The 612-nt window shown below is 39.1% G+C and carries 1 protein-coding gene; it reads left to right on the forward strand.

Annotation, left to right across the window (positions count from 1 at the left end; all coding sequences use genetic code 11):
* Positions 1-34: 34 nt before the first annotated feature.
* Positions 35-612, forward strand: a 578-nt coding sequence (locus tag EXE42_RS16405; RefSeq protein WP_137707002.1) for a hypothetical protein, incomplete at its 3' end; no start/stop codon positions are given.

Below are 612 nucleotides of genomic sequence, written 5' to 3' on the forward strand. Positions count from 1 at the left end.
AATTATTATAGGCTGGTAGCATGAAGAAAGGTTGATGTCAACCAATGATGTACAGATTGCGTTAGGGATACTCCAGCTAGTTGCGCTCACTCTTCCAGTATTCGCACTATTGACTCAAGTCTACCTCTCGACAGAAGATAACAGAACCCATGTCTCACTAGGTATGGTTCTTTTATTTGGCGGCGGAGTGTTGATCGTAGGGGCAATTTTCAGCGCACAGTCGTTGTATTGTGATACAAATTCTATTTTAATAGAGCTTTCACTAATGACGATTTCCTTAGGAATCATTGCTATTGGTGTAGTTTTGTACAGAATATACAACACATTACGCATGAATGCGGTGAGAGAAGCCCGATCAAATGAAGATAAGTTGGATCGTCTAATTGAACTCATGGAAGAACATGAGTTCGAAACGGTTAGTGAATTTCATGAATCCAATATTGAACTGGACGATGCGAACAAAAGAGAGGATCTAGAAACGACGACAGTAGAAGATTTAAGAAATGTAAGAAAAAGCGCCAAGAGTACAAGAAAATTCTTTGATAAGGGACTGATTGGAAACACTGAGAGTAGACAACTCGTATTCTTTGGATTAATTAGTCTACTCCTAGT

Source organism: Halorubrum sp. SP3, from assembly GCF_005435195.1.
GTDB classification, from domain to species: Archaea; Halobacteriota; Halobacteria; order Halobacteriales; family Haloferacaceae; genus Halorubrum; species Halorubrum sodomense.